This is a genomic window from Ruegeria arenilitoris (genome assembly GCF_013030265.1).
Classification (GTDB): domain Bacteria; phylum Pseudomonadota; class Alphaproteobacteria; order Rhodobacterales; family Rhodobacteraceae; genus Ruegeria; species Ruegeria arenilitoris_E.
On the sequence record NZ_WPZQ01000006.1, the window covers coordinates 213,271 to 236,656 of the forward strand.

The 23,386-nt window shown below is 57.6% G+C and carries 20 protein-coding genes; 12 read left to right on the forward strand and 8 right to left on the reverse strand.

From position 1 onward, the window contains the following. Nucleotides 1-18 precede the first annotated feature (18 nt). Nucleotides 19-213 (forward strand): hypothetical protein, encoded by a 195-nt coding sequence (locus GOX61_RS12595; RefSeq protein ID WP_155148914.1) that lies wholly within the window; start codon nt 19-21, stop codon nt 211-213. A 10-nt stretch (nt 214-223) separates the two neighbouring features. Here the strand turns inward: GOX61_RS12595 and GOX61_RS12600 are convergent, their stop codons facing one another. Beyond that, nucleotides 224-652, reverse strand: coding sequence for an FKBP-type peptidyl-prolyl cis-trans isomerase (locus GOX61_RS12600; RefSeq protein WP_155148912.1), 429 nt, complete (start codon nt 650-652; stop codon nt 224-226). A 125-nt stretch (nt 653-777) separates the two neighbouring features. Between GOX61_RS12600 and GOX61_RS12605 the strand changes: the two genes are divergently transcribed. The 9 genes from GOX61_RS12605 (at nt 778) to GOX61_RS12645 (ending at nt 9,018) form a co-directional block, all read left to right on the forward strand. Continuing rightward, on the forward strand, nt 778-1,464 hold the full coding sequence (locus GOX61_RS12605; protein WP_170334166.1) for a haloacid dehalogenase type II: 687 nt from the start codon (nt 778-780) through the stop codon (nt 1,462-1,464). Continuing rightward, nucleotides 1,464-2,291: an alpha/beta fold hydrolase gene (locus GOX61_RS12610; RefSeq protein ID WP_170334168.1), complete on the forward strand. Its 828-nt coding sequence runs from the start codon at nt 1,464-1,466 to the stop codon at nt 2,289-2,291. The genes GOX61_RS12605 and GOX61_RS12610 overlap by 1 nt, the downstream gene beginning before the upstream one ends. Then, entirely contained in the window at nt 2,288-3,262 is a 975-nt protein-coding gene (locus GOX61_RS12615; protein ID WP_170334171.1) for a threonine ammonia-lyase, read from the forward strand. The genes GOX61_RS12610 and GOX61_RS12615 overlap by 4 nt, the downstream gene beginning before the upstream one ends. 76 nt (nt 3,263-3,338) lie before the next feature. Continuing rightward, nucleotides 3,339-4,127 carry a 3-oxoadipate enol-lactonase gene (pcaD, locus tag GOX61_RS12620; RefSeq protein ID WP_170334173.1) on the forward strand — a complete coding sequence of 263 codons (789 nt, stop codon included), beginning with the start codon at nt 3,339-3,341 and terminating at the stop codon, nt 4,125-4,127. A 12-nt stretch (nt 4,128-4,139) separates the two neighbouring features. Continuing rightward, nucleotides 4,140-4,853 (forward strand): alpha/beta fold hydrolase, encoded by a 714-nt coding sequence (locus GOX61_RS12625; protein ID WP_170334175.1) that lies wholly within the window; start codon nt 4,140-4,142, stop codon nt 4,851-4,853. 129 nt (nt 4,854-4,982) lie between these two features. Further along, nucleotides 4,983-6,182 (forward strand): TCR/Tet family MFS transporter, encoded by a 1,200-nt coding sequence (locus GOX61_RS12630; protein WP_170334177.1) that lies wholly within the window; start codon nt 4,983-4,985, stop codon nt 6,180-6,182. 83 nt (nt 6,183-6,265) lie between these two features. Further along, a complete protein-coding gene (locus GOX61_RS12635; RefSeq protein ID WP_170334179.1) occupies nt 6,266-7,360 on the forward strand; it encodes a Zn-dependent alcohol dehydrogenase in 1,095 nt (364 codons plus the stop codon). 24 nt (nt 7,361-7,384) lie between these two features. Further along, the gene (locus GOX61_RS12640; RefSeq protein ID WP_170334181.1) at nt 7,385-8,617 is read left to right on the forward strand and encodes a mandelate racemase/muconate lactonizing enzyme family protein; all 1,233 of its coding nucleotides are present in this window, start codon (nt 7,385-7,387) and stop codon (nt 8,615-8,617) included. A 113-nt stretch (nt 8,618-8,730) separates the two neighbouring features. Next, nucleotides 8,731-9,018 (forward strand): ArsR/SmtB family transcription factor, encoded by a 288-nt coding sequence (locus tag GOX61_RS12645; protein WP_155149177.1) that lies wholly within the window; start codon nt 8,731-8,733, stop codon nt 9,016-9,018. Between the two features lie 6 nt (nt 9,019-9,024). Here GOX61_RS12645 and GOX61_RS12650 read toward each other — a convergent pair whose 3' ends face one another. Further along, nucleotides 9,025-12,066, reverse strand: a complete 3,042-nt coding sequence (locus GOX61_RS12650; RefSeq protein WP_170334183.1) for an ABC transporter transmembrane domain-containing protein — start codon at nt 12,064-12,066, stop codon at nt 9,025-9,027. A gap of 171 nt (nt 12,067-12,237) precedes the next feature. Here GOX61_RS12650 and GOX61_RS12655 point away from each other — a divergent pair, with 171 nt between their 5' ends. After that, the gene (locus GOX61_RS12655) at nt 12,238-12,627 is read left to right on the forward strand and encodes a DUF3307 domain-containing protein (protein ID WP_155148899.1); all 390 of its coding nucleotides are present in this window, start codon (nt 12,238-12,240) and stop codon (nt 12,625-12,627) included. A gap of 2 nt (nt 12,628-12,629) precedes the next feature. On the opposite strand, the gene GOX61_RS12660 is transcribed toward GOX61_RS12655, so the two are convergent. Further along, nucleotides 12,630-13,088: an Lrp/AsnC family transcriptional regulator gene (locus tag GOX61_RS12660; RefSeq protein ID WP_170334185.1), complete on the reverse strand. Its 459-nt coding sequence runs from the start codon at nt 13,086-13,088 to the stop codon at nt 12,630-12,632. 146 nt (nt 13,089-13,234) lie between these two features. Between GOX61_RS12660 and GOX61_RS12665 the strand changes: the two genes are divergently transcribed. Then, a complete protein-coding gene (locus GOX61_RS12665; protein WP_170334187.1) occupies nt 13,235-16,663 on the forward strand; it encodes an indolepyruvate ferredoxin oxidoreductase family protein in 3,429 nt (1,142 codons plus the stop codon). Here GOX61_RS12665 and GOX61_RS12670 read toward each other — a convergent pair. Genes GOX61_RS12670 through GOX61_RS12690 form a run of 5 tightly spaced genes read right to left on the reverse strand, consistent with a single transcriptional unit; the run spans nt 16,642 to nt 23,348 of the window. Then, entirely contained in the window at nt 16,642-17,382 is a 741-nt protein-coding gene (locus GOX61_RS12670) for a hypothetical protein (RefSeq protein ID WP_170334190.1), read from the reverse strand. The two genes, GOX61_RS12665 and GOX61_RS12670, sit on opposite strands and share 22 nt — an antisense overlap. 56 nt (nt 17,383-17,438) lie before the next feature. Next, on the reverse strand, nt 17,439-18,743 hold the full coding sequence (locus GOX61_RS12675; protein WP_170334192.1) for an NAD(P)/FAD-dependent oxidoreductase: 1,305 nt from the start codon (nt 18,741-18,743) through the stop codon (nt 17,439-17,441). Next, nucleotides 18,740-19,414 (reverse strand): TetR/AcrR family transcriptional regulator, encoded by a 675-nt coding sequence (locus GOX61_RS12680; protein WP_170334194.1) that lies wholly within the window; start codon nt 19,412-19,414, stop codon nt 18,740-18,742. The genes GOX61_RS12675 and GOX61_RS12680 overlap by 4 nt, the downstream gene beginning before the upstream one ends. Before the next feature lie 14 nt (nt 19,415-19,428). After that, a complete protein-coding gene (locus GOX61_RS12685; protein WP_170334196.1) occupies nt 19,429-20,949 on the reverse strand; it encodes a trimethylamine methyltransferase family protein in 1,521 nt (506 codons plus the stop codon). Continuing rightward, nucleotides 20,946-23,348: a GcvT family protein gene (locus GOX61_RS12690; RefSeq protein ID WP_170334198.1), complete on the reverse strand. Its 2,403-nt coding sequence runs from the start codon at nt 23,346-23,348 to the stop codon at nt 20,946-20,948. The genes GOX61_RS12685 and GOX61_RS12690 overlap by 4 nt, the downstream gene beginning before the upstream one ends. Nucleotides 23,349-23,386: the final 38 nt, after the last annotated feature.

A 23,386-nucleotide genomic window follows, 5' to 3' on the forward strand; every position in this document is an offset into this window, starting at 1 on the left:
AGCGGCAGGGATGGCATTATGAACAAACTTGACCAGATTATCGCAAGCAACGCGCGTGCAGCTCAATCCCGGCGCAAGTCGGGGATGCGCAGCAACCGCGCGCGTATCATGCTGCTGACCCTCTCCACACTGCTGATTCTGTTCGTCTTCTACACCCAACCGCAGGTGCGTGACGCGGTTGGGCCGTTTCTGAACCAGTTGCCGGGCCTGTAGGTCAGACTGATCAGTTAACCGAAACGATCTCGATATCAAAAATCAGATCCTGTCCCGCCAACGGGTGATTTGCGTCCAGCGTAACGGTCGCCTCGTTGGCCTCGACCACAGTCACCGGCAGGGCCTGCCCATCTGGAGTTTGCATCTGCAGCTGCGTACCGGGCTCAAGCGGGATATCATCCGGGATACCCTCGCGCGGGATATCCTGCCGCATCGCCGGGTTGATCGGGCCATATGCCTCGGTGCACGGGATTTCGACACGCTTCTTCTCGCCAACTTCCATTCCCGGAATCGCAGCATCCAGCCCCGGAATGATCTGCCCGGACCCGACCGCAAATTCCAACGGATCGCGTCCCTCGGAACTGTCAAAGACGTTACCGTCCAGCAAAGTTCCGGTGTAATGGATGCGAACCGTGTCGCCCTGTTTGATTGCGGTCATATTGGCCTCCGGCCTCATAAGGAAAGGAACGGCCAAGCCTAGGGGCTAACACGACAATGTAAACCCTTGGCTCTTTTACCCCTTCAGCTCTTGTGCCAACCTGCGCCGGATCAGGGGAGAAGCAGATGGCAATCACGACTTGCGTTTTCGATGCCTATGGCACTTTGTTCGATGTTGCAGCGGCTGCACGTCAGGCCGCAGGAGAGCCGGGATTTGAGGCCCTGCAGAAAAAATGGCCGGAACTGGCCAATCACTGGCGTTTGAAGCAGTTGCAATATACCTGGCTCAGGGCCGTTGCCGATGCGCATACCGATTTCTGGGACGTGACGCAGGATGGTCTGGACTGGGCGCTTGAGGCGACAGGCCTGCAGGGCGACGCGACCCTGCGCCAGCGGCTATTGGATCTGTATTGGGAGTTGCAAGCCTATCCCGAAGTTCCTGAAATGCTAAAGGCACTGAAAGCGGGTGGTATGCAGACGGCTATTCTGTCGAATGGTTCACCGCCAATGCTGGATGGGGCCGTACAATCTGCCGGGATTGGGGATGTGTTGGACGATGTCCTGTCGGTTGAGAGTGTCGGCGTCTTCAAACCCCATGCAAAGGTTTATGATCTGGTGCAGGACCGATTTGGATGCGCCCGGGATGAAGTGCTGTTCGTCAGCTCGAACGGATGGGACGCTGCGGGGGCCAGCGGGTATGGTTTTGTGACCGCCTGGGTCAATCGTGCCGGTGAGCCAATGGACCGCTTGCCTTGGACGCCTGCACATGTACTGTCCGACCTGACGACGATCCCGAAACTGGCTGGGCTTTGATGGCATTTTTCACTGCGTCTGACGGCATGCGCCTCTATTTCGAGGATACCGGCAATGGCACGTCGGTTCTCTGCCTGGCCGGGCTGACGCGCAACACGCAGGATTTTGCATCGCTGGCACCACATGTGAAAGATCTGCGCATGATCGCCATGGATTATCGGGGGCGCGGTCAGTCGGATTACGACCCCGACTACATGAACTACAACATCATTCGCGAAGCCCAGGACGCAATCGAATTGCTTGATCACCTGGGACTGGACAAGGCATTGGTCATCGGCACTTCACGCGGCGGCCTGATCGCGATGGCGCTTGCCGTCAGCCACCCCGAGCGTTTGGCCGGGGTGATCCTGAACGACGTTGGTCCGGTGATCGAGCCCACCGGGATTGCGCGGATCATGGAATATGTTGGCAAACCACCCGCCTCAAAGACCTATGACGAGGCGGCACAAACTCTGAAACAAGCGCTGGAGCCCCAGTTTCCCGGCGTTCCGCTGACTGTCTGGCGCAAGCATGCCGAAGCTCAGTATCGCGAAACCGCGGATGGTCTGGCTCTGCGCTATGATCCCGCCTTGCGAACTGCGCTGATCGAACAGGCTGCTGCGGGTGTACCGCCGGATCTGTGGGACCTTTTCGACGCACTGCGCAGCATACCAACTGGTGTGATCCGCGGGGCGAACTCCGATGTACTTGGGGCCGCAACACTGGCGGAGATGCACATACGCCATCCCAACCTTGTTTCAGCCGAAATACCGGATCGGGGTCACGTCCCGTTTCTGGATGAACCACAGTCACTTGAACTCATTCGCAAAGTATTGGACGCCGCATGAGCAATATTGAGATGATCGAGGCGGCCGCCGAGCGGCTGAACGGGCATGTTCGGGAGACGCCGATCCTGACCTCTCCGTTTCTGGATGAGATTGCAGGTCGAAAAGTGCTGATCAAACCGGAATGCCTGCAGCATACAGGCAGCTTCAAATTTCGGGGTGCGTGGTCTGCGATTTCAGCCCTTGATGATTCTGCCCGTCAGCGTGGTGTTATCGCCTATTCATCAGGCAATCACGCTCAGGGTGTCGCGATGGCGGCCTCAAAACACGGGATAGCGTCGGTGATCATCATGCCATCGGACGCGCCTCAGCTGAAGATCAACAATACCCGTGCGCTGGGGGGCGAAGTTGTCCTCTATGACCGCGCCAATGAAAGCCGGGAAGAAATTGGCGAAGCACTGGCTGCCGAGCGCGGGCTGACCCTGATCCGTCCTTATGACGAACCGCTGGTCATAGCCGGACAAGGCACGACCGGGCTTGAGATCGCCCGCCAGTCGCAAGAACTGGGCGTGACAGAAGCCGATGTTCTGGTGTGCTGTGGTGGCGGAGGCCTGACGTCCGGCATCGCGCTGGCGTTGGAAAAACACGCCCCCGGCCTGCGGCCCCGCCCCTGCGAGCCCGAAGGTTTTGACGACGTCAAACGCTCGCTTGCATCGGGTAGCATTCAGAACAACAACGCAACATCCGGCAATATCTGCGATGCGATCCTGACGCCTCAACCCGGGCAGATCACCTTCCCGATCCTGAACCGTCTCTGTGGGCCGGGTCTTGCCGTTTCCGAGCAAGAAGCACTGCATGCGATGGCGCTGGCATTCCTGCGCTTGAACATCGTGCTGGAACCCGGCGGGGCCGTCTCGCTGGCCTCGGCGCTGTTCCGCAAGGATCAGATCGAGGGGGATGCGGTGATTGTTGTTGCCTCGGGCGGGAATGTTGATCCGCAAATTTTTGCTAAAGCGTTGGAATTCCTGACCTGACAACGGACGGAAACCGGTGCAATCTGGACAGGCACCACAAATTCCGACCGGAAAAAGCGCAGACAAGGGCCGATTTATGAAGATCGCCGATCTCGGGGACGTAAAGTTGCATTATCGGATCGATGGCGATCCCGATGGCGCACCCATTGTGTTCGCGAATTCACTGGGCACAGACATGCGTCTATGGGACCCAATCCTGCCGCTGCTGCCCGCAGGTCTCCAGATCATCCGCTATGACAAGCGGGGCCATGGCCTGTCTTCGCAGCCGCCCGCGCCTTACTCGATGGGCGCTTTGGTCCGAGATGCCGAGAACCTGCTAGATCACTTGCAAGTCAAAGATTGCGTCTTTGTCGGCTTGTCCATCGGCGGCATGATCGCGCAGGGTCTGGCCGTCAAACGCATGGATCAAGTGCGGGCGCTGGTGCTGTCGAACACCGCCGCAAAAATCGCGACCCCATCGATCTGGCAGGATCGCATTGATGCAATCCGTGCAAGCGGCATCGAGGCGATTGCCGATGCCACAATGGAACGCTGGTTCACCAAAACCTTCCGCGAAACGCCAGCGATGGAGCTCTGGCGAAACATGATGGTGCGCCAGCCGCTGGAAGGGTATCTGGGTTGTTGTTCAGCAATTTCAGGCACAGATTTCTACACCCCCACCAGCGGTTTACGCCTGCCCACGCTTGGCATCGCGGGCAGCGATGACGGATCAACACCCCCTGATCTGGTTCGTGAGACCATCAACCTGATCCCCGGCTCAAGATTTGAATTGATGCGCAAAGCCGGGCATCTGCCCTGTGTTGAACAGCCGGTCAGGTACGCCGAGATACTCAAAGAATTTTTAGTCGATATTGGGCATATTTGAAGGAGAGTTTCTTTGGCCGATTTCTTATTGGTTCATGGTTCCTGTCATGGCGCCTGGTGCTGGCGCGATCTGCTACCCGAACTGGCGGCGCTCGGTCACACCGCACGTGCGATTGATCTGCCCAGCCATGGATCGGACCCAACCCCAATCGCCGAGGTTACATTGGACAGCTGCCGGGATGCGGTTCTGAAGGCATCCAGCCCGGAAACCATCGTCGTCGGTCATTCCTGGGGCGGCTATCCGATCAGCGCCGCTGCAGAGGCCTCACCCGACTCAATGCGCGCATTGATCTATGTCTGTGCCTACGTCCCGCAATCCGGTGTTTCGATGATTGAAATGCGCAAACGAGCACCGCGACAGCTGACCGAAGGCGCTGTCGAAAAGTCCGCAGATGGATTGTCCTACACGGTTCTGCCGGATCGCGTGCATGATCTTTTCTACCATGATTGCCCGCCCGAAGTGACGTCTTACGCTCTGCCCAGATTGTGTCCTCAGGCGATCCTGCCTCAGGATACGCCGCTACAGCTCAGCGAGAATTTTGCCTCAGTGCCAAAAGGCTATATCCGCGCATTGGATGACCATACCATTCCGACCGAATACGAAGAACAAATGAGCCATTGCGCATCTCCCGACATGCGTTTGAACATAGATGGGTCGCATTCTCCGTTCTTTTCTCACCCCCAGACGCTGGCGGGAATGATCCATCAGATCACCCGGAATTTCTAAGTTCAGGTCACCACACTCCGCGACTTACGGAACGTCAGGTGAACCAGAGGTGATTTGCCCAAAAGCATCTCTTTCAACCGGATGCGACCGGGGCTAGGGTCCGCCCAAAGATACTTGAACCCGGTTCCCATGCGCCTGCCTTTTCTGTTTGTACTCTGCACCGTGATGATCGACGCGATGGGTATCGGTCTTGTCCTGCCGATCATGCCCGAGCTGATCGTCGAGGTTCAGGGCGGATCGCTGGCCAATGCCGCGATCTGGGGCGGCGTGCTGAGCACGGCTTTTGCCACCATGCAATTCCTGTTCGGCCCGGTTCTTGGAAACCTGTCAGACGCATACGGACGCAGGACGGTTCTGTTGGTTTCGCTGTTCGTGATGGCGTTGGATTACGTAGTGATGGCAATTGCGGGATCGATCTGGCTGCTGCTGATCGGCCGCATCGTCGGTGGGATAACTGCCGCCACACATTCGACCGCGGCGGCGTTCATGGCAGATGTCTCAAAGCCACATGAGAAGGCAGCGAACTTTGGTCTGCTTGGCGCAGCATTTGGAGTAGGTTTTGTTCTCGGCCCCCTGCTTGGCGGGCTGTTGAGCGAATTTGGAACGCGCGCTCCCTTTTGGGCTGCTGCCGGATTATCTGCACTTGGCTTTATCGCGGGCTGCCTCGTAATGCCGGAAACCGTAACGGACAAAACCCGGCGTGCCTTCAACTGGCGTCGTGCCAATCCGGCCGGCTCTTTAAAGGCCATCGCTGCGCTGCCGGGCATTCGACCGATGCTGTGGGTATACTTCCTCTACTCGGTCTCGATCTACGTCTATCCGGCAATCTGGTCCTACTTCACAGTCGAACGTTTTGGCTGGTCCCCACAGATCATCGGGTTCTCGCTGGGGATATATGGAATCGGCATGGCAGCGGTTCAGGGTGGCCTGATCCGCCCCGCAACGCGGTATCTGGGTGAGCGGGTAACGATATTCGCCGGTATGGGTTTTGAAGTCATCAGCTTTGCGCTGCTGGCGTTTTTGACCAGTGGCAAAATCGCGTTGATGTTGATCCCGATAACGGCATTGGGCGCAGTCGTGACACCGGCACTACAGGCCATGATGTCCCGTGCAACGCCCGATTCTCAGCAGGGTGAGTTACAGGGGGTTCTTGCAGCCCTGCATGCGCTGTCCATGATCCTGTCCCCGCTGGTTATGACCAGTGTGTTCGCCCAATTCGCAAAGGAAAGCGCACCAATATACCTCCCTGGGGCACCGTTCCTGCTGGCCCTGGGCCTGATGCTGGTCGGATTTGTCCTTTTTCTGCGCTCTCGCCCTGCCGAGGTGTAACAACGACACATCTATGGCGGTTTCCGCCTTGCAGCTTGATGCTCGACGCGCCACCGTGACCCAAAGCAAATTTTGGGGAAGCCATGCAAACCATCAAAGCCGCCGTATGCCGCGCCTTTAATGAACCACTGGTGATTGAGGAAATCCAAATCGCCCCGCCCGGGATGGGCGAGGTCGAGGTTACTCTGGACGCGGTAGCCATCTGCCACTCGGACATCACCTATGCCAGCGGCGCGTGGGGCGGTTTCCTGCCAGCCGTTTACGGGCACGAAGCGGCAGGCATCATTACCGCTGTCGGAGATGCGGCAGGGGATTTTCAGGTTGGGGATTCGGTTGTTGTGACACTGATCCGCGCCTGTGGCTCCTGCCCCTCGTGCGCCAGCGGTAAGCCGACCATTTGCGAAACACCTTACGATACCGTCAAGGGCCCGCTGCGCACCGCCGATGGTGGCCCTCTTGAACAGGCGATGGCCTGTGGTGCTTTTGCTGAAAAGGTTGTGGTCAGTCACCGGCAAATTGTCAAAATTCCACAAAACATGCCCAAGGATGTGGCAAGCCTATTGTCTTGCGGCGTGATCACAGGCGTGGGCGCTGCGGTCAACGCCGCCGGTTTGCGCCCGGGTCAGGATGTCGTGGTGATCGGAGCAGGTGGCGTCGGCCTGAACGCCATTCAGGGTGCACGGCTGGCAGGCGCGCGGCGCATCGTGGCAGTCGATATGACGGAAGAGAAGCTTGAGATTGCCAAAGAATTCGGCGCCACCCATGGTGTTCTGGCAACTCTCAAAGAACCCTGGAAAGCGTCTTACAAGGCACTTGGCGGGCGCGGTGCTGATGCGGTTCTGATCACGGTCGGTGCGATACCCGCTTATGATCAGGCCCCTCGCTATCTGGGTCGCGGCGGCAAGGCGATCATGATCGGCATGCCCCATTCCGGCGCTCAGGCAAGCTATGAGCCCGTCATTCTGGCCGCCATCGGACAAGGTCTGATCGGTTCGAAAATGGGTGATGTTGTCATTCAGCGCGACATCCCATGGATGATCGACCTGTACGAACAGGGGCGACTGAAACTGGATGAACTGATTTCGGGCCGATGGTCGCTGGATCAGATCAACGACGCGATCGAAGACACCAAAACCGGATCGGCCAAGCGCAACGTGATCCTGTTTGACCGGGGCTGACGCCATTCAGGGGGAGAACACCCGATGAAACTGCAGGATCTTGATATCATCGTCACCGCGCCGCCCCCACCGGGCTGGGGTGGCCGGTATTGGATACTGGTGAAAGTCACCACCGATACCGGCATCACGGGTTGGGGGGAATGCTATGCTTCCTCTGTCGGGCCAAAGGCAATGGAGCACGTCATTCGGGACGTGTTCGAACGGCACATGGCAGGCGAAAACCCCGAAAACATCGAACTGATGTTCCGGCGCGCCTATTCCAGTGGCTTTACCCAAAGACCCGACCTAACCGTCATGGGCGCATTCTCGGGGCTGGAAATCGCGTGCTGGGATATCCTGGGTAAAGATCGCGACCGCCCAGTCTATGCTCTGCTCGGCGGCAAGATGAATGAACGCATTCGCGCCTACACTTACCTCTATCCGCTGCCGCAACATAATCTGACGGATTTCTGGACCTCTCCCGAGCAGGCCGGGGAATGCGCCGCTGAAATGGTTCGGCGCGGCTTTACGGCCGTCAAGTTCGACCCGGCAGGCCCTTACACCTTGCGCGGCGGGCATATGCCGGCCATGTCCGACATCTCGATGTCCGTGGCATTCTGTAAAGCGATCCGAGAAGCAGTCGGCAACAAAGCCGACCTGCTGTTCGGCACTCATGGTCAGTTCAACACCGCGGGTGCGATCCGTCTTGGACAAGCACTGGAACCCTACTCTCCACTTTGGTTCGAGGAGCCGACACCGCCGGACATGATCGAGGACATGGCGCGTGTGGCACGCAACGTCCGCATTCCGGTCGCAACCGGCGAACGCATGACCACAAAAGCCGAGTTTGGTGCGGTCTTGCGTGCAGGTGCAGCGGAAATCCTGCAACCGGCGCTGGGGCGTGCAGGCGGGATATGGGAAATGAAGAAAGTTGCCGCCATTGCAGAGGTATTCAATGCGCAAATGGCACCGCACCTCTATGCGGGTCCGGTGGAATGGGCAGCAAACATCCATTTGGCGGCTTCGATTCCGAACCTGCTGCTACTCGAAACCATTGAGACCCCATTCCACGATCAGTTGATCAAAGGCTCGATCCGCGTTGAAAACGGCTTCGTCACTCCGCCGACAACGCCGGGTCTGGGAATTGAGGTGGACGAAGATCTGGCCCGCGCGCATCCCTATTCTGGCGATGGCTTGCACCTGCAGATGCAGGAAGAACCCTGCGACTATGTCAACGGCAACGCCTTTCAGGGTGGTGCTCCCGCGACAGAGGGGTGACAAATTAGCTTGGGTTGGGGCATATTGCGCCAACCCCAAACCCCCAGACCGGCACTTCCGTGACAATTCAAGATATCGAACCGCAAAACCTGCCGCCCGAAACACCGGCAAACATGAAGGAAAGCGCAGCGAAGGCCGCCGCGTTTCTCAAGACGCTTGCACACGAAGGTCGCCTGATGATCCTGTGTCATCTGGGTGCGGGTGAACGATCCGTCGGAGAGCTGGAGGCGTTGCTGGAACTGCGTCAGGCCGCGGTCAGTCAGATGCTGGCACGGCTGCGTGAAGAAGGCCTTGTGACAACCCGACGCGAAGGCAAGACGATCTATTACTCGCTGAGTGATGGCAACACAGCACAGGTCATTGAGCTGCTCTATTCCCAGTTCTGCAAGGCGGATGGCTAAGTTGCACTAGCTCGCAACGTATCCCGCAACAACCTGCAACAGCTTGAACGCCGTGGCCGCATCATTCTCGACAACGGCCAGGAATTCTTCTTCACCGATGCGCAGGCAGACCAGATCCGTTTCGGCAACCATGCTCAGCGCGCGAGGTTCTTTGCGGATCAATCCAAGCTCGCCCACCAGCGTTCCGCCACCCACGCGCGTGATCAACTGATCCGGGTCGGAATCCTGCGGCAGATACAAGCCCGCCTCGCCCTCAAGGATCATATACGCGCCATCGGTTGGCTGGTCGTCTTTCAGGAACACAACCTCACCAGCTTTGGCCTCAAACCAGCGCGCACCAAAGGCCAGCAGGCGTAGCTGCCGGCGATCCAGGCCAGAAAAGAGTGGCGTCTGCTCCAGTGCCCGTAGTTTGCGCGCCAGGTCTGCCGACGCCGCGCCATCGCCCTCAACATCTGCCGGTCCCTGATCAGAAACGACCCGGCCCTGTCGGATCTCAACGAACATGTCGAAGACATCTGGCTCTTCAAACTGATCGTTCAGGTAGATGACGGTGGTTTCAGGCAGAAGTTCCCGAAGGTTTTTGTACACCGCGATCTGCGTGTCCATGTCATAGCTGGCCAGCGCATTTTCGAGGATCAAAATGTCGGGCTTCTTGATCGTGGCCCGTGTAAAGGCCAGCGGCTCAGCCAACGCTGCCGGAAGGTTCTGCCCACCCAGCGCAACAGGCACGTCATAAATCAGCTCGACCACCAGAGACCGGGCTCCGTTTTCAGCCAGAACATCCACAATTACTTTGCGTGCTTCGTCCGAACGCGCGCCGCCGATCTGGCTGACCTTACCGAACAGGGCGTTTTCCATGACGGTCAGACCGGGTGCGAATTCTGATGGATCCAGCGGGACGAACACATCATACAACCGTTCCATCAGCTCAGCTGAATGGCTGTGTCGCAACTCCAGAATGCGGCTTTTTAGTTCTTCACTGAAGGCAGGACCGATCTGTTCGGCCGAAATGACAAAAGGCACAGCCAGCATACTGGCAAGCTGCTCATCATCCAGACCAACAGCGCCGTCTTTGCGCGTCTTTTCGACCAACTCAACAGCGGCCTCATAGGTCGAAGCCTCAAGCCCCAGTTTGCGGAAAAGCGGATGGTCGGTGCCATCCAAACCAAAGATCTGGCGCAACATCTCGATCACGTCACGCGTCAAGCTGATCAGGGTTTCATCCAGGCCCAGTTCCCGCAACTGACCCAGGAAAATCGTTTGCTCTGACAGCAACTTTTGCGTGACCGGAACCCGTGGTGTGGCAAACAACAGGTTTTCGACCACCGGCAATGCAGGATTATATGTCGCCCGGTCAAAGACCAGTGCCTGTTGCTCCAACCCCTCCCGACGAACGGCCACCTGCACCAGCGGGCGCAGTTCAACAAGCTTGGCCGCAAGTTCAGGATGCTCGGCGGCGTCAAAGACCTGTTCACTGCCGCGCTGGAACAGGGTCGCGCCTGATCCCATGCCGTCGATCAGTTGCAGCCACCAGTTGCGCAGCAGATAGGGGTTCTCAAACCCGGCTAGTGACGGATCCAACCATTCGGTCCGGAAAGGATCGCTGCTGTTTCCTGCACGCAATGTCTCGTGAAAATCGGGATCGTTGGCTTGATCCGAGAGCGGCTTGAACCGCATCGGCATCATGACGTTATCGCCCACAGTTCCCTGAAACATCACCGGGCGCGAGGTGGCGTGCCCGATCCTTGCCGCAACAACGCCCTGATGCAGATCAGACAGGTTTACCCCGCCAATCCCTACCTTACCGGAACTTGGCAATATCTCACGCGTCAGCGTTTCCGCCAGGGCACGGCGATCTTCTTCGCTGGGGGCCGCGATACCGATTGTTTTGCCCGAGGGGAATGTGAGATCCAGGTCATCCAGAACCTGATTTCCGTCCATATCGCGAACCGAAACGTGATCCAGCACGATGTCGCCGTTCAGTCTTGGCCGCTCAGTCGGCTCTCCTTCGAACAGCTTTTCATCCAGCATACCATCCGGTGCAAAGCGTTCGATGACAACTTCCCAGCGCAGCGACATGTCCTGTGTCTGGTTGTAGTATGTCAGCAGCTCTTTCCAGGGTGAGCTCAGATCCTTATAGGCTGCAAGCGCCGCCACCAGCGCGCCCAGCGAAACCGATCCCTGCAAAACCAGAAGTCCACCAATCAGATAGAACATGAACGGCGTCAGCTGCGAGATGAAGTTGTTTATGAACTTCATAAAGAACTTCTTTTGGTAGATCTCGAACCGAATGCCAAACAGGCGGCCTAACTGATCCGAGATCATCGCGCGCCGATAGCGCCAGCCACCATTTGCCCGCAACGTCGAGGCCCCGGCCGCGTTTTCGCCGATCTGCGCGGCCAGCACGCGCACTTCCTGAATGCGTTTCTTGTTCAGCAGATTGATCTGGCGCTGCAGGCGCGGGATCAGCCAGGCCTGCAACGGGATCAGCGCAATTGCGGCAAGCCCGAACCAAACGCTTTGAAGGAACAAAAAGGACAGGATCGTCAGCATCTGCCCGGCCTGCAGAACCGGCTGACTGATGGCATCCCCCATCAGGCCGCCCATCGGCTCGCTTTCGGCGGTGACCATCGAGACCAGTTCACCCTGACTGACGCGTTCGAAATACGGCTGCGGGAATCGCAGAGCCCGGCTGATCAGCTGATAGCGGAACCTGCGCAGCATACGTTCGCTCAGCACACCTTTCATGGTGTTGATCCGCATTTTCATCAGACCATGCGCAAGAACAGCAGCAAGAAAGGCAAAACACAGAATCACCAGAAAGGTGGTTTGCTCAAGACTGTAGCCCCAGACATTGACGATCGAACTGGTTGCGCCGATCGCGTCGTTGATGATGCGTTTTGGCAACTCCAACGTCAGATACAACAGCGGAAACAGCGTCGCCGTCACGGCCAGCAGGATCAGCTGATCGCGTTTTGAGTATTTCCAGATGAAACGGAAGATTGTGCGTTCTATGGCACCTGCCCCTGCAACTGAACCGTTATCCAAATATGGCGATCTTTACCCAGACCTAGCACTGGGAATTTACTGCATCGGCATCAGGCTAGGCAAATAGTTTCCTATTTTTTCACTTTTATTTAGCTTGTGTGAACTAGTTCATTTGCGCGACACGATTTTAGTGCCTAGTCTCTACATCCAGGACGATATCGGGAGGTACTTTTGCCTGCTACTCTTGGCACGGTGTTGCTTTTGCTCTGCCTATTGCAGATCAAGCACATGTTTGCCGACTTTTACTTGCAAACGCCCAAGATGCTCTCTGGGCGAGGGGAATATTTTCACGTTGGACGCGCCCAGCATGCCGCAGTGCATGTTGTTGGGTCTGTTCTTGTTTTTCTGGTTATTGGCGCGCCACTTCAGTTCATCCTGATCATCGCCGCACTAGAGTGGATTGTTCATTTCAACATCGACTTTTTCAAAGCCAGCTATTCAGACAAGAAAAAGCTGCAGCCTGATCAGGCTGCGTTCTGGCGTGCGGCCGGGCTGGATCAGTGCATGCACAATCTGACCTATATCGCCATGGCCTGGGCATGGGTGAAATTCGTGGCCTGATCTCAGAATTCAACAGGACGGTTCCGCTTGATCGGTCGCAAAACCACATTCGTCTGCGCGCTGGCAACAGCAGGCAGGCGGAACAGGAAATCCTCAAGGAAGGAATTGTATGCGGCCAGATCAGCGCACAATACGCGCAGGTGGTAGTCCGCCTGCCCTGTTGTTGCGTAGCAGTCCTGCACTTCCCGGCTGATTTCGATGGCACGAATGAACTCGACAATCTTCTCGGGGTCATGCCGCGTCAGGTGAACATGCACGATAGCTTCAAAGCTCAGCCCCATCGCGGTTGGGTTCACGACAGCACCATAGCGCTCGATGATCCCTGCCTCTTCCAGGCTGCGAACCCGGCGCCACAATGCCGATGCCGACATACCAACGGCTTCGGCCAGATCAGCATTCGAGATGCGGCTGTCCTTCTGCAACATCGTTAGAATTCGACGGTCTCGTTCATCTAGCAACATAGATTTGGCCACACTTTCCGTAAATCATGGCAAAATTGAACAATATTTTCACTTCACGTACAATACTCCGACCAATCAGGCATAAATTTCCACCTGAACCGGTTTAATCTTCCTCAATTCCAAAGGCAGCCCCATGGAACTGAGCAATGAGCCATCATGACCCCGCCCCCCGAACATACCAACTTGAAGACCGTTATGACCTGACGACCGGACGGGTCTTCCTCACCGGCACTCAAGCTCTGGCCAGAATCATGATGGATCAGGCCCGACGGGATCGCGAGGCTGGCTTGAACACTGCAGGCTTTGTCTCCGGCTATCGCGGCTCACCTCTGGGCGGGCTGGACTTGGAGTTGTGGCGTTCGAAAGCGCGGCTGAAGGATGAGCGCATCACATTCATGCCCGCAGTGAACGAAGATCTCGGGGCCACCGCCGTTCTGGGCGCACAGCAAGCCACCCTCGATCCACAGTGCGAGGTCGAAGGTATCTTTTCCATGTGGTACGGCAAAGGCCCCGGCGTGGACCGGTCTGGCGATGCGCTCAAGCACGGAAACGCCTATGGATCGTCACCCAAGGGCGGTGTGCTTGTAGTGGCCGGGGACGACCACGGCTGTGTCAGTTCCTCAATGCCGCATCAGTCTGATGTGGCCTTCATGGCGTGGTTCATGCCGACCCTGAACCCGGCCTCGGTAGATGAATATCTCGAGTTCGGCGAATATGGGTTGGCGCTCTCCCGCTATTCCGGCACGTGGGTCGGGTTCAAGGCGATATCGGAAACCGTCGAAAGCGCGCGTTCGGTCGAATTGAAACCTGACCGAAACTTTGTCCTGCCCGAGATCGATCTGCCCGCAGGCGGGTTGCATGTACGTTCGGCCGACTTGCCCTCTCCGGAGATCGAAACCCGCATTCGGCAAAAACTGCGCGCTGTTCGCGCCTTCGCCGAAGCCAACCCGATAGACCGGCGCATCTATGACATCGACAAGGCCAGTTTTGGATTTGTCACTACCGGCAAAGGCCATCTGGACCTGATGGAGGCCCTGCGCCTGCTGGGTCTGGATGAAGCCGCCTGCCGCCGTCTGGGCATCGATATCTACAAGGTCGGCATGGTCTGGCCGCTGGCCCGGCGCAACGCGCTACGCTTTGTGAAGGGAAAAGCCGAGGTTCTGGTTGTCGAGGAAAAACGCGGCATTATTGAGAGCCAGTTCAAGGAGTACTTCTATGACTGGCCCGGCGACAAGCCGCACAAGATGGTCGGGAAATACGATAGTCATGGCGAGCCTCTGATCCCATGGACGGGTGAGCTGAGCCCGCTGATGCTGGCTCCTATTGTGGCGGCTCGGCTGGATCGGTTCTTCCCCGAAGAAAACCTGCCCACCAAAGCCAAAGCCCTAACCGATACACCCCCACAGCTCATCAATGTGCCCGGCGCTACACGCACGCCCTATTTCTGCTCGGGCTGCCCGCATAACACCTCGACCAAAGTGCCCGAAGGCTCAACCGCGGCCAGCGGGATCGGGTGTCATGTCATGGCCAGCTGGATGGATCGGCAGACAGTGGGTTACGCGCAGATGGGCGGCGAAGGTGTGCCGCATGTGGTCGCCTCCAAGTTCAACGGCGGCAAGCATATCTTTCAGAATCTGGGCGAAGGCACCTGGTATCACTCGGGCTCTCTTGCGATCCGGCAAGCCGTCGCAGCGGGTGCAAACATCACCTACAAGATCCTCTACAATGATGCCGTCGCCATGACAGGCGGGCAACCTGTCGATGGCCCGGTCAGCGTTGCCGCTATCGCCCAAACCTGCCGCGCCGAAGGCGTCGAACGAATAGCGATTGTCTCGGATGACATCTCCAAGTTTCATGGCACAGACTTTCCGCCCCAGACCACGTTCCATGACAGGGGCGCGTTGGATACTCTGCAGCGCGAGATGCGGGAAATACCCGGTGTAACGGTCCTGATCTACGAACAGACCTGCGCCACCGAAAAGCGCCGCAGACGCAAGCGCGGAACCATGGAGGATCCCAAACGCTTTGTCTGGATCAACGATCTGGTTTGCGAAGGATGCGGGGATTGCTCGGTCGCCTCCAACTGTCTGAGCGTCGAGCCGCGCGAAACACCGCTTGGCAGAAAACGCAAAATCAATCTGAGCTCCTGCAACAAGGACTTTTCCTGCCTGAACGGCTTCTGCCCCAGCTTTGTCACGGTCGAGGGTGCAACAAGGCATAAGAAAGCGGTCGATTTGGATCCGGGCAGGCTCGAAAGCGGCCTGCCGCACCCCGACCTGCCTGAACTGGGTCGGCCATTTGATCTGCTGGTCACCGGGGTCGGTGGCACTGGCGTTGTCACGGTCGGGGCCTTGATCACCATGGCCGCACATCTCGAAGGGAAAGGTGCATCGGTACTGGATTTCACAGGCTTTGCGCAGAAGTTTGGGACCGTCCTCAGCTATATCCGTCTGGGAGGTTCTCCCGACGCGCTCAATCAGGTCCGGATTGATCAGGGAACCGCAGATGCGGTGATTGGATGCGACGTTGTGGTCAGTTCCGCACCCAAAGCTTCGGCGCATTATCGCAAAGGGACTCAGGTGGTTTTGAACCGCGCAGAAATGCCGACGGGCGATCTGGTTCTGCGCCGCGATGCACAGCTGGACGTGAAGGCGCGGGAGGAGGCCATCGAACGTGTCGTTGGGGCAGATAACCTGTCCGGATTTGACGCCAACGCCGCCGCTGAAAACATGCTGGGCGATGCCGTCTTCGCCAACGTCATCATGTTGGGATATGCGTGGCAAAAAGGGCTTGTTCCGGTTTCACATAGCGCGCTGGGTCAGGCCATATTACTCAACGGTGTTGCGATCGAAAAGAACCGGCTGGCCTTTGCCATCGGGCGCAATATCGCTGCACGGCCCGACGAGTTGACCCGGTTTGGCGATACCACCGCCAACGAAGAAACACTGGATCAGATGATTGAACGTCGCGCCGAGTTTCTGCGTGACTATCAGAACGAAAAATACAGCCAAAAGTACAAGGATCGGATCGCTGAGCTTCGAAGCGCGCTACCCAATGCAGATGAGAAATTGCTGCAGAGCGTTGCCAAAAACCTGTTCCGCTTTATGGCCTACAAAGACGAATTCGAAGTGGCACGCCTGATGACAAACGGCCAATTCACCAAGGAGCTATCCGAGAAATTCGAAGGCGACTTTTCGGTAAAATTCCACATGGCGCCCCCTCTTCTGAGCCGTGGCAAAGATGAACGCGGTCGCCCACTCAAACAGGTCTTTGGTCCATGGCTGCAACCCGTTCTGAAAGTTCTGTCTAATGCCCGCCCCCTGCGCGGCACCGTATTCAATCCCTTCGGCTACCATGAAGAGGCGAGACTGCATCGAGAGCTACTGTCGTGGTACCAGGATCTGCTGGACCAACTCATGACAAGCTATACTGACGCGAATGCGGGTACATGGGTGGAGATATTCGCCTGTGCCGACGAAATCCGTGGCTATGGTCCAGTTCGGATCAAGTCTGCAGAAACGGCCCGCAAAAATGTTTCGCAAATGGTTCAGGATCAGACAGAACAGACTGCCTGATCCGGAATCGAGGCTTTGTAGGTCGACAGCCATAGCCGATCCAACCTGTCTACTACATTGGGGTCGAACCTCTGTTCGACTTCCCAATATCGTCCTGACGGAACGGAGTAATCGATCTTTGCTTCGGCGCTCAACGCGCGTTGCATTCCAGTTGCATCGGGCAAACCTGCAGCACTCAGATCGTCCTTTGAAACGCTGGGAAACGCCAAACGGCTGTGCCCAGACGACAACCGGACCACATGGCATCCCTGCCCAGCGCCCATCAGGGCAAGCCGCGCTGATTTTGCCTCCAGCGATCGCAGAGTCACATCGGGGCGCAGGGGGTCCGCAGTGCCCCGCCCGTAAAAATGAGATTTACCCGACTTGGGATACACCATGTCACATCCAAGATAGGCAAGGACCGCCGGGTTCAGAGCAGCCAGAGCCCAATACCCTGCGGTGAACGCCATCGTTCCACCGGCATAGACAAAGCCGCCATACTTGTTCTGCGCCGGGACATACTCTTTTGCGCTGACAATTCTCTGAGACCGCTCAGTTCTCCTGGGTCTGTTTTCGACTGGGAAATCTTCGGGATGAACCAAAATGTCCCAGTCATCGCGAATCCGCCAGGCGTTGTTGATCGCAAGCACATGCGAAAACGGGCCACGCGGCCAGTCCCGCGCAGCCATCGCCGAAGGGGCGCTTCCAAGTATCAGAACTTTTGGACGTTTATCGGTCATGCCTTGCTGGGCCTCTTACCACTCCACAGGCGACTTAGTCCGTTTTTTCTGTCTCTCTAGCCCAAAACGGAAAAACTGCTTTCTTCGTTGATCGGCCGTTTGCGCGAATAGAACCCCACATTGATGCTGCGCTTGATATAAGGCAGCTCAAATTTCAGAGGATCAGCATCGTGATCGGCCCCACCCTCGCAGTACTCGATCAGGGACGTCATCATCTTGCCCGCAATCGGCGCATTCTTGTATTGGTTGCCGCTGGTTCCGCAGGCCATGTAAAATCCGGGTAGGCTGGACTTGTCGTAGATCGGAATCCAATCGGTCGACGCATCGTACAGATCAACCACCCCGCGGGTTTTCGACGGGATACCAAGGCTAGGCACGCGCTGGGCATAACGCATTGCCTGCGTCGTCCACTGATCCGTGAAATCGTGATTGTAGTTAACGTCATCCTCGCACCACTGGTGGGGATCGCATTCCGGGTCTTCCGATCCGATCAGAATGTGATTGCCATGTTCCGGACGGCAATAGCAGGCGATATCGCTGTCAGATACGATCGTGCCATCCTGTTCGAAATCGAACCCATCCGGGGCCGGAACATGTACCACCTCTTGCCGCAGGGGGCGGGTTTCGATTGTCATGTCATCCAGAACACCTGCCATCCGGTTGATGATTGCAGAACCGGGACCGGCAACGTTAATAACTACCTTTGCGTGGATTTCTTCGCCTGACGCCAGCCGAACCCCGGAGACACGGCCCCCCGCGGTCAGTATTTCGACGACCTCAGCCCCGGTTCGCAATCCAGCCCCGTGCAGTTTCGCAGCATCCATCAGGTTCTGCGCTGAAAGCGCCGGGTCAGTCACGTAACCTGCCTGAGGCCAATAGACCGCGCCTTCCATATGCCCTCCGTTGGGTTGACCAAAGTCGGGATCATCCATGCGTTTGGCCGGGGCAAAGCTGTCCAATGTGTAGACAGGCAGCCGATCTTTGATCTGCTCTGCCCCCCACTCTTCGAACGGACAATCCAGTTCAGCGCTGTATTTCTTGTGCTTTTCCAGAAATTCATTGGCTGCAGTCTTCATGACCAGACATCCGGTTTCGCGAAACTGCGCCAGATTGGTTTCCACAGGCAGTCCCAGATATTCGGCCCAGTCGCGCCAATAGTGATAACCCTCCCAAGCGAACGCAGTCCCGTCGAATGTGGAATAGTGCATTCTTATGATCGCGCAGGACCCGGCGGTTGAGCCGTGGCCTACTTGCGTGTTCCGATCCAGCGACAGGGTCTTCCACCCTGCCTTGGACATCTCGAACGCGATGGCCGCACCGATTACGCCGGTGCCGATGATGATTGCATCAGGCTGGCTCATGATGGATCCCCTTCCCAGAAACGTCGCGCATAGGCGCTGAATTCTTCGATCTCTTCCGGTCGCGGCTCGACCCCTGTGAAAACATAAAGATAGTGCGGAACCAGCGACAACCGCGTGGCCAGCGGCTCGTTCAACTGTGCGAGGTCATAACCGATCTGCATGTAGTAAAGAACTCGCGCCCGCGTCTCGGCCTCATCCGCCGAATACCCAAAGCGTGCAAACATCGCGTGCAACGCTTGCAGTCGTTTTGCGTCCGACTGATCCAGCATCCGACGCACCTTGCCAGACCTGCGGGCCCAATCCCGCACCGCAAAATCCAGCGCGGTGTCAAACAGCGCTGTATTGACGACACAGCGATGCACATTGCAGACGGCGGCCGTGATCGTTTGAGCCGGGGCCTCGGTCTGCGCAATCAACGCAGCCGTATTCGTGGCCTGCCAGCGTGCCAGCAATGCGTCCAGTAATTCCTGCCGGGATTTGAAGTACCAGTAAAAAGATGATCGCGAGACCGCCATCCGCTCGGCCAGATTCAGCACCTTGACCTGCTCGACCCCATCCGAAATCAGCACATCCATGGCCACATTCAGCCAGTCGTCACGTGTCACCTTGATGTTGCCGACCAGAGGTTCGGCATCGGGATCGTCACGGTGGAGTACAGGTTTGGTGGTCATGATATTGAACCCGATCAGCTTTCCGGCGGTGCGCCGCCCTCTTCCGTACGACGGGCAATGAACGCACGCAACGCCTCTGACCGATCCGCATCATGAGCCGGGGCGTCGAAGTTCTCAACGATATTCTTCCAGATCCCTGTGGCCCTGTGATTGGCGTCAATCGCGCCGCGTTCGCTCCAGGTACCAAAATTGGACCAGTCCCCAACCAACGGCTCGTAGAACTGGGTCTGATACCGCTCCATCGTGTGCCCGGCACCAAAGAAATGGCCCGATGGTTGAACCTCGCGCAATGCGTCCAGCGCAATGTCGGCATCCGTTGCCGGAGTACCCGCACACAGCTCAGCCACCATCTGCAACACTTCCAGATCAGTGATGATCTTTTCAAACGAAACCGTCAGCCCGCCTTCCAGCCAACCTGCAGAATGGATGACCACCGTGGCGCCTGCCATCAGGCACCCCCACAGGCCGAACTGTGTCTCGTTCGCGGCCTGCGCGTCATTGATATTGGCCGCGCTGCCCCCGGCACAACGCCAAGGCAGCCCGACCCGACGGGCCAGTTGGCCCGCAACCAGTGAAGCGGTGAAATGCTCGGGCGTCCCAAATGCAGGTGCCCCGGATTTCATGTCCACATTGCTGGTAAAGGTCCCGTAGCAAACCGGTGCGCCGGGTTTGGCAAGCTGGGTCAGTGTGATCGCCGCCAGTGCCTCGGCGTGGCTCAGCGTCATAGCCCCTGCTACGGTGATCGGGGCCATCGCCCCCATCAGCGTAAACGGTGTCACGATGGACATTTGACCTGCGCGTGCGAAGTCGATCAGACCTTGGGCCATAGGCATGTCAATCACACGCGGCGAGTTTGTGTTGATAATCGTGTAACACCAGGGTTGCGCGTTGAATTCATCGTCGGTCAGTCCGCGAAAACTGCGCACCATCTCGAACCCGTCCATCACCTGAGGCGTACCGCGGGAATAGATGAATGGAACCTTGTCGCTCAGCGTCAGTTCTGCCTCGGTCATCGCGTAGTGGCGCAGGTGCATAGGAATGTCCTGCGCCTCGACCAAAGGCGGAACCATGTGCAGAACATCGAAGGCTTGGGTGATCTGAACCATCTCGCGAAAATCGCTCAGTGTTCCCGGCCGCCGCCCGCGTTCAAGGTCGGTCGCATGTGGTGCACCGGCACCCGGCTGAAAGACCAGTCGCCCCAGTTCCAGCGTGATGTCCCGATCCGGCACCGCCCCTTTCATGACGATAGAACGTGGCGCGGTTGACAGCGCAGCCTCGACCATTTCACGGCCGATATAGACCATCTCATCATCGACGCGCGCGCCGCCCTGCTGAAACAGCCTGCGCGCCTCAGGCAGCAAGACCTTGATCCCGATCTCTTCCAGAACGGTCAGTGAGGCCTGATGCAGTGCTTCGATCCGATCCTCGGTGAAAGCCGCCATGGGCGGGAACGGATTGCGCAGATTGCGATAGTCCACCTGCCGCTGCGGTGTTTCCGCAGCTTCGGCTCGTGCTCTGCGACCGCGCCGTGTCATGCGCGCATCGCCTTGCCTTGCGGATCATAAGGGGATGGCGCAATCACACGTGCAGGCCTTTCGACACCAACAACGTGAACCGACAACTCTGTCCCCGGTTCAGCCTTGTCGTGATCAACCAGCGCCATGGCCAGTGACTTACCCGTGTAGTGCCCATACCCGCCTGACGTCACAAACCCGACACGCTCACCGTCTTGCCAGACGGGTTCATACCCGCTGGCATCCGCATCCAGCGCATCAACTTCCAACGTCACCTGTACCTGTGCCGGACCATTTCCATCACGCTCTGCCAAGGCGGCATCTTTACCGATAAAATCCTTGCCCCAGTCGATCCAGCGATCCATCCCCGTCATCCCGGGGGTATAGAGTTGCGTGAACTCCGCCGACCAGATGCCAAAGCTCTTTTCCAGCCGCGTTGACAGCATCGCGTTGAAGCCGCATTCGCGAATACCTTGGTCAGCTCCGGCCTCAAGCAGCATCCGGCGCAGCTTGATATGATCGCCGTAACGGCAGTTGATCTCATAACCCTTTTCGCCTGTGACCGACATGCGCGCGACTCTGGCCCGCACAAGGCCGATATCGAAATCGCCACATCCCATGAACTTCAGTCCCGAGATGTCCTGCTCGGCCAGCTTTTCGACCACATCCTGCGATTTCGGCCCAACAACAGCAAAGCCGCAGTATTCCTCGCCCAGATCCCGAATCTCGACGCCATCTATCATATGATCGTCAAACCAGCGCATATGCCAGGCACGCAGGTAGTAACTGCCCATGATCCACCAGGTACCGTCGCCCCAGTTCAGCACCGTCAGATCACCCTTCAGTCGCCCGTTCTCACCCAACATCGGGGCCAGTTTCGCACGACCCGGCGCGGGGAGCTTGGAGGCCATCACCTTATCCAGCCAGAGTTCTGCATTCGGCCCGGAGACCTCGAAACGGGAAAAGCCCGAGATATCCATCAGGCCGACGCCTTCCCTGATTACTCTGCACTCTTCGGCTACGATGTCATGCGCGTTTGACCGCTTGAGCGTGGGCGTTTCCTCAAACCCTTTCGGTGCAAAATAGAGCGGTACTTCTAGATCCCAGCTCACGCCCCACTTACAGCCCGCTTCGGCCATCGCATCATGCGCCGGGGCCATCTTTAGCGGGCGCCCCGCTGGAAGCTGTTCGTTCGGATAGGTCATCACGAAGCGGCGGGAATAGAACTGACCCGTGGTTTCGCGGATGTAACGTTTGTTCTGGGCAAAATCACCATAGCGCGCCACGTCCATCGGCCACGCATCCGCCTCGGGCTCTCCGTGGATCATCCACTCGGCCAATGTCTTGCCGACACCGCCACCCTGCAGGAAACCCGCCATCACAGCGCAGGCCGACCAATAGCCCCGCTTGCCCGGCACAGGACCGACCAGTGGGTTGCCGTCTGGTGAGAAGGTAAAGGCGCCATTCACCCAAGTCTTGATGCCGACATTCTGGATCGACGGGTACCGTTCAAAACCCAGCGTCAACTCGTTCTCGATCCTGTCGAGCTGTTCCTGAAACAACTCTTCACCATAGTTCCACGGCGCGCCATCCATGGCCCAGTGTTCGTGATCGACCTCGTAAATCCCGACCAGAACACCCTTCTGGTCCTGCCGCATATAGGTGAAACCTTCGAGATCGACTGTCATCGGCATCTCGAAATCAGCAGCAGCCACTTCGGGGACCGAGTCAGTAATCAGGTAATGGTGTTTGAGCGGCGAAACCGGCAGTTCGACGCCTGCCATACGGCCCACTTGCTTGGCCCAAAGCCCGGCCGCATTGACCACATGTTCACAGGTGATCGTGCCCTTGTCGGTCACGACCTGCCAGCCATCATCAGTCTGGATCAGCTCCTCGACCTTGGTTTCCTCGAAATACTCCGCGCCGCGTTTCTTTGCCGCCGTTGCATAGGCCTGAACCGTGCCGGTCGTATCGATATACCCCTCACGATCTGCCCACATCGCACCCAGCACACCATCAGTTGACATGATCGGGCATCGGCGCTGAGCCTCTTCAGGTGACAGCAACTCACAATCATCAATGCCGATGGACTGGAAGATACGATAGTTGGCCTGCAGCCATTCCCAGCGCTCAGGCGTGCCGGCAAGGGTCAGACCACCGGTCATATGCAAGCCGATGTTCTGCCCCGACTCTTTCTCGATCTCGCTCAGCAGATCAATCGTATAGGCCTGCAGCGATGCCATGTTCGGGTCGGCATTCAGCGCATGAATACCCCCGGCCGCGTGCCACGAAGACCCCGATGCCAGACGCCTGCGTTCCAACATCACCACGTCCGACCAGCCAAACTTGGCCAGATGATAGAGAACTGAGGCGCCAACAACGCCACCACCGATGACTACTACGCGATACTGAGATTTCATCCCGACCTCCCCTGGATGATTCACAGCAGACGCTAGTT

Bases quoted from the DNA above. Each gene is read 5' to 3' on its own strand.
- GOX61_RS12595 (WP_155148914.1), top strand. From the start codon at position 19: ATGAACAAACTTGACCAGATTATCGCAAGCAACGCGCGTGCAGCTCAA.
- GOX61_RS12600 (WP_155148912.1), bottom strand. From the start codon at position 652: ATGACCGCAATCAAACAGGGCGACACGGTTCGCATCCATTACACCGGA.
- GOX61_RS12605 (WP_170334166.1), top strand. From the start codon at position 778: ATGGCAATCACGACTTGCGTTTTCGATGCCTATGGCACTTTGTTCGAT.
- GOX61_RS12610 (WP_170334168.1), top strand. From the start codon at position 1,464: ATGGCATTTTTCACTGCGTCTGACGGCATGCGCCTCTATTTCGAGGAT.
- GOX61_RS12615 (WP_170334171.1), top strand. From the start codon at position 2,288: ATGAGCAATATTGAGATGATCGAGGCGGCCGCCGAGCGGCTGAACGGG.
- pcaD (WP_170334173.1), top strand. From the start codon at position 3,339: ATGAAGATCGCCGATCTCGGGGACGTAAAGTTGCATTATCGGATCGAT.
- GOX61_RS12630 (WP_170334177.1), top strand. From the start codon at position 4,983: ATGCGCCTGCCTTTTCTGTTTGTACTCTGCACCGTGATGATCGACGCG.
- GOX61_RS12635 (WP_170334179.1), top strand. From the start codon at position 6,266: ATGCAAACCATCAAAGCCGCCGTATGCCGCGCCTTTAATGAACCACTG.
- GOX61_RS12640 (WP_170334181.1), top strand. From the start codon at position 7,385: ATGAAACTGCAGGATCTTGATATCATCGTCACCGCGCCGCCCCCACCG.
- GOX61_RS12645 (WP_155149177.1), top strand. From the start codon at position 8,731: ATGAAGGAAAGCGCAGCGAAGGCCGCCGCGTTTCTCAAGACGCTTGCA.
- GOX61_RS12660 (WP_170334185.1), bottom strand. From the start codon at position 13,088: ATGTTGCTAGATGAACGAGACCGTCGAATTCTAACGATGTTGCAGAAG.
- GOX61_RS12665 (WP_170334187.1), top strand. From the start codon at position 13,235: ATGAGCCATCATGACCCCGCCCCCCGAACATACCAACTTGAAGACCGT.
- GOX61_RS12670 (WP_170334190.1), bottom strand. From the start codon at position 17,382: ATGACCGATAAACGTCCAAAAGTTCTGATACTTGGAAGCGCCCCTTCG.
- GOX61_RS12675 (WP_170334192.1), bottom strand. From the start codon at position 18,743: ATGAGCCAGCCTGATGCAATCATCATCGGCACCGGCGTAATCGGTGCG.
- GOX61_RS12680 (WP_170334194.1), bottom strand. From the start codon at position 19,414: ATGACCACCAAACCTGTACTCCACCGTGACGATCCCGATGCCGAACCT.
- GOX61_RS12685 (WP_170334196.1), bottom strand. From the start codon at position 20,949: ATGACACGGCGCGGTCGCAGAGCACGAGCCGAAGCTGCGGAAACACCG.
- GOX61_RS12690 (WP_170334198.1), bottom strand. From the start codon at position 23,348: ATGAAATCTCAGTATCGCGTAGTAGTCATCGGTGGTGGCGTTGTTGGC.